The organism is Pseudomonas imrae (assembly GCF_046352735.2).
Classification (GTDB): Bacteria; Pseudomonadota; Gammaproteobacteria; order Pseudomonadales; family Pseudomonadaceae; genus Aquipseudomonas; species Aquipseudomonas imrae.
In genome coordinates, this window is sequence record NZ_CP110853.2 from 2081911 (window position 1) to 2093321 (window position 11411).

The 11411-nt window shown below is 61.9% G+C and carries 2 protein-coding genes; both read left to right on the forward strand.

The genetic code is table 11. The annotated features are described in order from the left end of the window. Nucleotides 1–90: 90 nt before the first annotated feature. A complete protein-coding gene (locus OQ460_RS09480) occupies nt 91–8022 on the forward strand; it encodes an amino acid adenylation domain-containing protein (protein ID WP_410021544.1) in 7932 nt (2643 codons plus the stop codon). Next, on the forward strand, nt 7997–11407 hold the full coding sequence (locus OQ460_RS09485; protein WP_410021545.1) for an amino acid adenylation domain-containing protein: 3411 nt from the start codon (nt 7997–7999) through the stop codon (nt 11405–11407). The genes OQ460_RS09480 and OQ460_RS09485 overlap by 26 nt, the downstream gene beginning before the upstream one ends. The last annotated feature ends 4 nt before the right edge of the window (nt 11408–11411 follow it).

An 11411-nucleotide genomic window follows, 5' to 3' on the forward strand; every position in this document is an offset into this window, starting at 1 on the left:
CCTGCCGCCCGCTAATTTTTCTCGCCTGGATTCGTTTTATAGGGACGACGTGCCTTTGTGCTTCCTGCCTATTGCTCCGGATCCCAAGAAATGAACGCTGAAGACTCCTTGAAACTTGCTCGCCGGTTTATCGGACTGCCCCTGGAAAAACGCCAGATGTTTCTCCAGGCGCTGCAAAAGGAAGGGATCGACTTCTCACGCTTTCCGATCCCGGCCCAGGTAGAGGCCGAGGACCGTCAGGCGTTGTCCTATGCCCAGCAGCGCATGTGGTTTCTTTGGCAATTGGACCCACAGAGCGGTGCCTACAACCTGCCCAGTGCCGTACGCCTGACGGGCCGGTTGAATGAGCAGGCGCTTGAGCAAGCATTTGTCAGCCTGGTCGAGCGCCATGAAACCTTGCGCACGGTGTTTGTGCAGCAGGCCGATGACAGCCTCCGGCAGGTTCCGGCGCAGCGCGGGGTAAATATCGAACGCGTGGACCTGAGCGGTTTGCCGGCCGAGGAGCGCGAGTCCCAGGTGCTGTTGGAGGTCGAAGAGCAATCGTTGCGCCCTTTTGATTTGGCCAATGGGCCCTTGCTGTGGGTGCGCTTGCTCAAGCTGGCAGACCAGGAGCATGTATTGCTGCTGACCTTGCACCATATTGTGTCTGACGGCTGGTCAATGAATGTACTGATCGAGGAGTTCTGCCGTTTCTACGATGCTCATGACGGCTTGACCACCCTGGATATGCCTGCGCTGGCGATTCAGTACAGTGACTACGCCCTGTGGCAGCGTCGCTGGCTTGAAGCTGGCGAGCAACAGCGCCAGCTGGATTACTGGCTGGCGCAATTGGGGGACGAGCACCCGGTGCTGGAGTTGCCGGCAGATCATGCCCGGCCGGCTATCCCCAGCTACCGGGGCAGGCGCCATGAGCTGGCTCTGGACGCAGGCTTGACCGATCAGTTGCGCAACGTCGCCCGGCAACAGGGCGTGACACTGTTCATGCTGCTGCTGGGCTCTTTCGCCATCCTCCTGCAGCGCTACACCGGGCAAGAGGACTTGCGTATCGGCGTGCCTATCGCCAACCGCAACCGCAATGAAATCGAAGGGCTGATTGGTTTTTTCGTCAACACCCAGGTGTTGCGCCTGCCCTTTGACGGGCAAACCTCGGTGCAGCAACTGCTGGCGATAGTCAAAGAGGCTGCCCTGGGCGCGCAATCCCATCAGGACCTGCCATTCGAGCGCCTGGTCGATGCCCTCAAGCTTGAACGAAGCCTGAGCTACAACCCGCTGTTTCAGGTGATGTACAACCATCAGCCAGAAGTTGCGGACGTCACGGCGCTGACCCTCAAGGGTGGCCTGGCGCTGAACGTGATCGAGTGGGAGAGCCGCAGCACCCAATTTGATTTAAGCCTGGACACCTATGAAAAGGCCGGGCAATTGCACGGCGCATTCACCTACGCGACAGATCTGTTCGAGCCCGAGTCGATCCAGCGCCTGGCGCAGCACTGGAACCGTGTGCTGCGTTGCCTGGTGGAAGATCCAGCCGCAAGGGTAGGGGAAATACCGTTGCTGGGGGCTGACGAATACCGTCAGGTGGTGGCGCAGTGGGGCCGTCACGATATGGCCTATCCGAGCCATTGCTGCGTGCACCAATTGTTCGAGCAACAAGTGGCTCGCACACCAGATGCGGTGGCACTGATCTTCGACGGCCACGTCCTGAGCTATGGCGAACTCAACAGCCGAGCCAACCGCCTGGCTCATCATTTGCTGGTACACGGCGTCGGGCCGGAAGTGCTGGTGGGCATCGCCGTGGAGCGCGGGCTGGGCATGGCGGTCGGCCTGTTGGCGGTGCTCAAGGCGGGGGGCGGTTATGTGCCGCTGGATCCTCAATACCCTGCCGATCGCTTGCTGTGCATGATTGAAGACAGCGCCTGCGCGTTGGTGCTGACTCAGTCGAGTGTGTTGAACCGCTTGCCGATACCCGATTCGGTGCAATGCCTGTGCCTGGATCAGGATGCGGACTGGCGCCACACTGACAGCCACGACCCGGATCGTGTCATCGAGGGTGAAAACCTCGCCTATGTAATGTTTACCTCGGGCTCAACCGGTCGGCCCAAAGGTGTCGGTATCAGTCACGCTGCCTTGAGCAAGCACACCTATGTGTCCCTGGAATATATGGGGTTGAGCGCTGTGGATCGGGTGTTGCAGTTCTCTACGTTCAACTTCGACGGTTTCGTCGAGCAGCTTTACCCTGCATTGATCTGCGGAGCTTCGGTGGTACTGCGTGGCAACGAGGTTTGGGACAGTGAAACCTTGTACCGCCAGTTGATCGAACAGCGGATCAGCATCATGGACTTGACCACGGCCTACTGGAACATGCTGGCCAAGGAGTTTGCCGGCGCAGGGGCACGTGATTATGGCGCGCTGCGCCAGGTCCACAGCGGTGGCGAGGCGATGCCCCCGGAAGGCGTATTGGCCTGGCGTCAGGCGGGGCTGGCCCATGTCCGTTTACTCAACACTTATGGGCCGACCGAAGCGACTGTCACCACGACTACCCTCGATTGCACCGACTATGTCAAAGGCCGCCGCGCAGTACCGTTGACCCTGCCCATCGGCCGCCCGTTGCCAGGTCGTAGCGTACAGGTGTTGGACGATAACGGCCTGCCGGCGCCGATTGGCGTCGTAGGAGAGTTGGTGATCGGTGGCGAGTTGCTGGCCCGTGGTTATTTCGGCCGTGGGGCGCTGAGTGCCGAACGATTTATCCCGGACCCCTTCAACGGTTCGGGTGCACGGCTGTATCGCACCGGTGATCTGGCGCGCTTCAATAACGAAGGCATTCTCGAATACGTTGGTCGCCTCGATCATCAAGTGAAAATCCGTGGCTTTCGCATCGAACTGGGCGAAATCGAGGCGCGGTTGCTGGAGTTGGACGACGTACGTGACGCGGTTGTCCTGGCGCAACCCGGAGCTGGCGGCCTGCAATTGGTCGGCTATGCGGTGGCAGCCAACCCGGTGCTGGTCCAGACGTCGGCTGCAGCGCTGCGCGAAACGATCCGCGCGCGGCTTGCCGAGCATCTGCCCGACTACATGATTCCGGCACACCTGCTGTTTCTCGACGCATTGCCGTTGAGCCCAAATGGCAAACTCGACCGCAAGGCGCTGCCGCTTCCTGATGCCAGCCTGGCGCAGCAGTGCTACGTCGCCCCGGGCACCGTGCTGGAGCAGCAGATCGCCGGGATCTGGCAGGACGTGCTCAAGCTGCAGCAGGTTGGCCTGAACGACAATTTCTTCGAGTTGGGCGGCGACTCGATTATCTCCATCCAGGTGGTCAGCCGTGCTCGTCAGGCGGGTATCAACCTGACGTCCCGCGACGTGTTTGTCCATCAGACCGTCAAGGCGCTGGCCGGTGTCGCGCGTCACAGTGGCCAGGGCTTTACCGTGGATCAAGGACCGGTGACTGGAGCGTTGCCGTTGTCACCGATCCAGCAGTGGTTTTTTGCAAGCCCAGTACCGCAACGGCACCACTGGAACCAGGCAGTGCTGTTGCGCCCGGTCGAACCCCTGCGTGTCGAGGTCTTGACCCAGGCGTTGGCGGCGCTGATCAACCATCACGACAACCTGCGGGCACGTTTCCACGAAGGCCCTGACGGGTGGGTAGGCGCGTTGGCCAAGGCAGAGACCCTGGCCGATGACCTGTTATGGCAGGTGCAGGCAGGCACAGCTGATGAACTGCCGAGCTTGTGGCTTGAGGCCCAGGCCAGTCTCGACCTGCAACATGGCCTGGTGCGTGGGGTGCTGGTGAGTCTGGCCGATGGTAGCCAGCGCTTGTTGCTGGTGATCCATCATCTGGTGGTCGATGGCGTGTCCTGGCGGATCTTGCTGGAGGACTTGCAGCGGGCCTATCAGCAGCTAGTACAGGGCCAGCCCGTATGTCTGCCGGCCAAGACCAGTTCGTTCAAAGCCTGGAGCGAGCGCTTGCACGCCTATGCCCGTCGGGAAACGGTGGAGCATGAACTGGCGTACTGGACCGCACAGCTACAGGGCGCCGAGGTCGACTTGCCTTGTGAAAACCCTCGGGGCAGCCTGCAAAGTCGCCATGCCCAGGTCGTGCGCTGCCGTCTGGAGCCACAGCTGACCCGTCGTTTGCTGCAAGATGCCCCCGCGGCCTACCGCACCCAGGTCAATGACCTGCTCTTGACTGCATTGGCTCAGGTCACGAACCACTGGACCGGTCATGCGAATACCCTGATCCAGCTTGAAGGCCATGGCCGTGAAGAGCTGTTCGACGACATCGACTTGAGCCGCAGCGTGGGCTGGTTCACCAGCCTGTTCCCGGTAAAGCTCACCCCGGCGGCTTCGTTGCCGGCGTCCATCAAGCAGATCAAAGAGCAACTGCGGGCCGTTCCCCGCAAGGGTATCGGTTTCGGGGTGTTGCGCTACCAGGGCAGCGTAGCGAACCGGCGCATGCTCAAGGCGCTGGCGCAGCCGCGGATTACCTTCAACTACCTGGGCCAGTTCGATGGCAGTTTCGATGCCGGCCAGGGGGCATTGTTTGCACCGGCCGGGGAAAGCGCGGGCGCCGAGCAAAGCGTCGATGCACCGCTGGACAACTGGCTGTCCATTGAAGGACAGGTGTACGAAGGTGAGCTGGAACTGCGCTGGACCTTCAGCCGCGACATGTTCGCCACCGCAACGATCCAGCGTCTGGCCGATGACTATCACGCCGCGTTGCAGGCGTTGATCGAGCATTGCTGCGATCTGCAACAGGCGGGGATCACACCATCGGACATGCCTTTGTCGGGCCTGGATCAAACACAGCTCGACGCGCTGGACACGCCCTCGAACATCGAGGACATCTACCCGTTGTCGCCCATGCAGCAGGGCATGCTGTTTCACAGCCTGTACGAGCAGGACGACGGCACGTACATCAATCAGCTGTGCGTGGATGTCGATGGCCTGGATGTGGAGCGTTTCAAGTCTGCGTGGCAAGCCTGCGTGGACGCGCACGACATCTTGCGCTGCAGGTTTCTCTGGCAGGGCGAACTGGACAGCCCCCTGCAAGTCATCCACCGCCAACTGGCGTTGACGCTTACCTGCCATGACTGGCAAGGACGGGCTGATTTATCTTCGGCGCTGGCGCACTTTGTCGAGGTTGATCGCGCCCGGGGTTTTGAGCTGGACCAGCCGGGACTGTTGCGCCTGGCCCTGATCCAGGTCGCGCCCCAGCGTCATCATCTGGTCTTTACCAACCACCATATTTTGATGGACGGCTGGAGCAGCGCGCAGTTACTCGGTGAAGTGCTGCAACGCTATAGCGGCCAACCTGCGACTGCGCCGGTGGGGCGTTTCCGCGACTATATCCAGTGGTTGCAGCGCCAGGATGTGACTCGGGATGAGACCTTCTGGAAGACCCATCTGGCCGAGCTGCAAGAGCCTACGCTGCTGGCCCCGGCACTGGGGCAGGTGATGCCGCTCACCGAGCAGGCGGGTCATGGCCTGTTCCTGCAAGGTTTGACGCCGGAACACACGCGTAATCTGGACGCCTTTGCCCGTCAGCATAAAGTCACCCTCAATACCGTGGTGCAAGCCGCGTGGCTGTTGCTGCTGCAGCGCTGCACCGGTCACGACGCGGTGGTCTTCGGTTCGACCGTAGCCGGTCGCCCGGCGGACCTTGCCGGTATCGAACAGCAGTTGGGATTGTTCATCAATACCCTGCCGGTGGTGGCCGAGCCCAAGCCGCAATACACCGTCGGCCAATGGCTGCAAGCGGTCCAGGCACAAAGCCTGGTATTGCGCGAGCACGAGCATACGGCGTTGTTCGATATACAGCGCTGGGCCGGCCACAGCGGCGATGCGTTGTTCGACACCTTGCTGGTGTTCGAGAACTATCCGGTTTCAGCGGCCCTCGAGCAGGGCGCGCCAGCGGGGCTGGTGTTTGGTCCGGTGGCCAACCATGACCAGACCAACTACCCGTTGACCCTCGGCGTGACCCTGGGCGCAAGCCTGGCACTGCATTACAACTTCGACACCCGTTACTTCAGGGCCTCGACCATCGAGGCAATAGATGGCTACTTGCGTTCCCTGCTAGAGCAGTTGTGCATTCGTGGCGAACGCACTCTGGGCGAACTGAGCCTGTTGAGCCAGGAGCAACGGCAAGTGCTGGTACACGAGTGGAATGCCAGCGCCACACCATACCCCCTCGAACGCTGCGTTCATCAGCTGATCGAGGATCAGGTGCGGCGCACCCCCGAGGCAGCTGCGCTGGTGTTTGGCGACACTCAACTGAGCTACCGAGAAATGGACCGGCGCGCCAACCAACTGGCACATCAACTGATCGGCCTCGGCGTTGGCCCGGACGTGCTGGTGGGCCTGGCACTGGAACGCAGCCTGGAAATGGTCATCGGCCTGCTGGCGGTGCTCAAGGCCGGTGGCGCCTATGTGCCGCTGGACCCCGATTACCCAAGCGAACGCCTGGCCTACATGATCGAGGACAGCGCCATCGGCCTGCTGCTGAGCCAGCGTTCGGTACTGGCATCGCTGACGCTGCCCGCTGCCCTGAAGACCTTGTGCCTGGACGAACCGGGCGACGCGACGTTTTCCACGGCCAATCCAGATGTCGTGCTGTCGCCGGAAAACCTCGCCTACGTGATCTACACCTCCGGCTCGACCGGCAAGCCCAAGGGCGCTGGCAACCGCCATAAAGCCCTGACCAACCGCCTGTGCTGGATGCAACAGGCCTATGAGCTGACGCCGGACGATGCAGTGCTGCAGAAGACCCCGTTCAGTTTCGATGTGTCGGTGTGGGAGTTTTTCTGGCCACTGATGGTCGGCGCCCGCTTGGTGGTGGCGGCTCCCGGTGATCACCGCGAGCCGGCAAAACTGGTGCGCTTGATCAACGTACAGCGCGTTACCACGCTGCACTTTGTGCCATCGATGTTGCAGGTGTTCTTGCAGGACCCGCAGGTCAGCGAATGCCGCAGCCTGACGCGCATTGTGTGCAGCGGCGAAGCCTTGCAGGTGGATGCCCAGCAGCAAGTGTTCGCCAAGCTGCCCGGTGCGGGGCTTTACAACCTCTACGGGCCGACCGAGGCGGCGATTGACGTGACCCACTGGACCTGCCGCGACGAAGGCCGCGACAGCGTGCCGATTGGCCAGCCGATCGGCAATGTGCAGACCTACGTACTGAGCGCGGACCTGGCCTTGGTGCCGGTCGGTGTGGTGGGAGAGTTGTACCTGGGGGGCGAAGGCCTGGCGCGGGGTTATCACCGCCGCGCAGGGCTCACGGCCGAGCGTTTTGTCGCCAGCCCGTTTGTGCCGGGTACGCGCCTGTACCGCACGGGCGACCTGGTGTGCCAGCGCGCTGATGGGGTCATCGAATACCGGGGTCGTATCGATCATCAAGTGAAATTGCGCGGCCTGCGCATCGAGTTGGGGGAGATCGAGGCACGCTTGCTGGAACAAGACAGCGTGCGCGAAGCGGTGGTGCTGGCGGTGCAGGGCGCCGGTGGCTTGCAACTGGTGGGCTATGTGGTGCCGGTGCGCGCAGAACTGTTGCTGGCATCGCCTTCGGCACAGTCGGCCTGGCGCGACGAACTCAAGGCGCGGCTCAGCGTCAGTCTGCCGGACTACATGTTGCCCAGCCACTTGCTGCTATTGGCCGCCTTGCCACTGAGCCCCAACGGCAAGCTCGAGCGCAAGGCTTTGCCAGCGCCCGACGCTTTGCAGCGGTCGGTCCACCGAGTGCCTGTCACGCAGTTCGAGCATGAGTTGGCTGAGTTGTGGAAGGACGTCCTCGGTCTTGAACAGATTGGCTTGGACGATGATTTCTTCGAACTGGGCGGGCACTCCTTGCAACTGGTCATGCTTCAGTCCCGGGTGCGCAGTGCCCTGGGTGTGGAGCTGGCGCTCAAGACGTTCTACGACCTGCGCAAGTTTGAAGACCTGGCAGCCCATCTGCACGCAGCGGCAGGGGCGGGGTCGGCCCTTGAATTCGACCTGATCTTCGACGCCCTTGATGAATTGGAGAACCACAATGCTTAAGCCCGACCCGTTGCGCTCTGAGGAAATGCTTGAGCGAATCAAGGGCCTGGACGGCCACAAGCGCCAGCAACTGTTCAGCAAACTGGCCCAGTCCGGCGTGAACGTGGCGCGCTTGCCGATCCTGCCCGCCAAGGAAACAGGCGCGTTGGCGCTGTCCCATGCGCAACAGCGCCAGTGGTTTCTCTGGCAACTGGAACCACGCAGCAGTGCCTACAACATCTGTTCGGCCTTGCGCCTGCGTGGTCCTCTGGACGCTGCACTTCTGGCCGACAGCTTCAATCGGCTGGCGGCGCGTCATGCCAGCTTGCGTACGGTATTCGTCGAGGAAAATGGCCAGGTTTTCCAGCGTGTCGAGCCGGCTGAATCAACCCTTATTCAGATCGATAGCCAAGGCGTGACCGCCAGTACACCCGAGCAAGCCATCGAACAGTGCCTGGCTGCCGAAGCCGACTGGGTCTTCGATCTGAGCCGGGGGCCGTTGATCCGGGTGCGCCTGCTTGAGCTGGGGCAGGACGATCACGTGCTGGCGGTGACTGTACATCACATCATCACCGATGGTTGGTCGATGGCAGTCATGGTGCGAGAACTGCTCGAATACTATCGCGCAGGTCTTGAGAAACGGACGGCGAACCTGCCGGCCTTGCCCATTCAATACATCGACTACGCCCAATGGCAGCGCCAGTGGCTGGACGCCGGCGAGCGTGACCGGCAGTTGGCATATTGGCAGCAACAATTGGCGGGGGAATCGTCGGTGCTGGCCTTGCCGACGGACCATGCGCGGCCGGCGGTGCAGAGCTATCGGGGGGCCAGCTTCGACTTCAGTGTGCCGGCAGCATTGACCGAAAGCCTGCGCAGTTTGGCGCAGCGTGAGGGTGTCTCGCTGTTTACGTTGCTGCTGGGTATGTTTCAGGTGCTGCTGTACCGCTATAGCGGGCAGAAGGATATTCGCGTCGGCGTGCCCACCGCCAACCGCAATCGCCTGGAAACCGAAGGGCTGATCGGTTTCTTCGTGAACACTCAGGTGCTCAAGGTGGATGTCGACGGTAGTGTGCCGTTCGAGCAGTTTCTGCAGCGAGTGGGCCGCGTCGCGCAAGAGGCCCAGGTACATCAGGATTTGCCCTTCGAACAACTGGTGGAGGCACTGCACCCCCAGCGCAACCTGAGCTACAGCCCACTGTTCCAGGTGATGTACAACCATCAGCAACAGACGCGAGCCGAAGGCGTTGGGGTAGGGGGCTTGCAGGTCCAGGGGATCACGCGGCCGCAAGCCTGGGCGCAGTTCGACCTGACTCTGGACGTCAGCGAGCTTCTGGACGAGCAGGGCTTGGCGGCGACCCTGACCTACGCCACTGACTTGTTCGAGCCCGCCACCGTCGGACGCCTGAGTCGACACTGGCTCAACCTGCTACAGGCGGTGGTCGCCAACCCAGGGCAAACCCTCGGTGATCTGCCGTTGCTGGAACCCGACGCGCAACAGTTGCAGGAACGCGACTGGAACGCCAGCGCCACGCCATACCCCCTCGAACGCTGCGTTCATCAGCTGATCGAGGATCAGGTGCGGCGCACCCCCGAGGCAGCTGCGCTGGTGTTTGGCGACACTCAACTGAGCTACCGAGAAATGGACCGGCGCGCCAACCAACTGGCACATCAACTGATCGGCCTCGGCGTTGGCCCGGACGTGCTGGTGGGCCTGGCACTGGAACGCAGCCTGGAAATGGTCATCGGCCTGCTGGCGGTGCTCAAGGCCGGTGGCGCCTATGTGCCGCTGGACCCCGATTACCCAAGCGAACGCCTGGCCTACATGATCGAGGACAGCGCCATCGGTCTGCTGCTGAGCCAGCGTTCTGTACTGGCATCGCTGACGCTGCCCGCTGCCCTGAAGACCTTGTGCCTGGACGAACCGGGCGACGCGACGTTTTCCACGGCCAATCCAGATGTCGTGCTGTCGCCGGAAAACCTCGCCTACGTGATCTACACCTCCGGCTCGACCGGCAAGCCCAAGGGCGCTGGCAACCGCCATAAAGCCCTGACCAACCGCCTGTGCTGGATGCAACAGGCCTATGAGCTGACGCCGGACGATGCAGTGCTGCAGAAGACCCCGTTCAGTTTCGATGTGTCGGTGTGGGAGTTTTTCTGGCCACTGATGGTCGGCGCCCGCTTGGTGGTGGCGGCTCCCGGTGATCACCGCGAGCCGGCAAAACTGGTGCGCTTGATCAACGTACAGCGCGTTACCACGCTGCACTTTGTGCCATCGATGTTGCAGGTGTTCTTGCAGGACCCGCAGGTCAGCGAATGCCGCAGCCTGACGCGCATTGTGTGCAGCGGCGAAGCCTTGCAGGTGGATGCCCAGCAGCAAGTGTTCGCCAAGCTGCCCGGTGCCGGACTCTACAACCTCTACGGGCCGACCGAGGCGGCGATTGACGTGACCCACTGGACCTGCCGCGACGAAGGCCGCGACAGCGTGCCGATTGGCCAGCCGATCGGCAATGTGCAGACCTACGTACTGAGCGCGGACCTGGCCTTGGTGCCGGTCGGTGTGGTGGGAGAGTTGTACCTGGGGGGCGAAGGCCTGGCGCGGGGTTATCACCGCCGCGCAGGGCTCACGGCCGAGCGTTTTGTCGCCAGCCCGTTTGTGCCGGGTACGCGCCTGTACCGCACGGGCGACCTGGTGTGCCAGCGCGCTGATGGGGTCATCGAATACCGGGGTCGTATCGATCATCAGGTGAAATTGCGCGGCCTGCGCATCGAGTTGGGCGAGATCGAAGCGCGCTTGCTGGAACAAGACAGCGTGCGCGAAGCGGTGGTGCTGGCGGTGCAGGGCGCCGGTGGCTTGCAGTTGGTGGGCTATGTCGTGCCCTCGGACTGTCACTTGGCTGAAGCAGATGCCAATACCCAACACGCCTGGCTGGAGACCATTCGCGCGCAGTTGCGCCAGGGTCTGCCGGACTACATGGTACCTGCCCAGATCATGCTGCTCAGTGCGCTGCCCGTCGGCCCCAATGGCAAACTTGAACGCAAGGCCTTGCCGGTACCGGAGGCGGCCCGTGGACGCCGCGATTACCTGGCGCCCCTGGATGATTTGGAGTGCCAGATCGCCGACATCTGGCAGCGGCTGCTGGGCGTGGAACAGGTGGGACTGAGCGATGATTTTTTTGAGTTGGGCGGCCATTCGTTGCTGGCCACGCAAATGATGATGCAGATCCGCACCGCGATGAATCTCGACGTTCCCCTCAAAACCCTGTTCGTAACCAGCACGCTCGGCGATTTTGTCCAGCAAGTGCGCTTATTGCAATCCGATGTCCAGCCGCTGCAGGACGAGTTGGCTAAATCCTTGGCCGCCCTCAAACGTCTATCTGCAGATGAGCTTGAAAATCTGATTTCCTAGTGAG

What these genes read in the sequence shown, in the direction of transcription:
- OQ460_RS09485 (WP_410021545.1), top strand. Translation starts at nt 7,997, where the DNA reads ATGAATTGGAGAACCACAATGCTTAAGCCCGACCCGTTGCGCTCTGAG.
- OQ460_RS09480 (WP_410021544.1), top strand. Translation starts at nt 91, where the DNA reads ATGAACGCTGAAGACTCCTTGAAACTTGCTCGCCGGTTTATCGGACTG.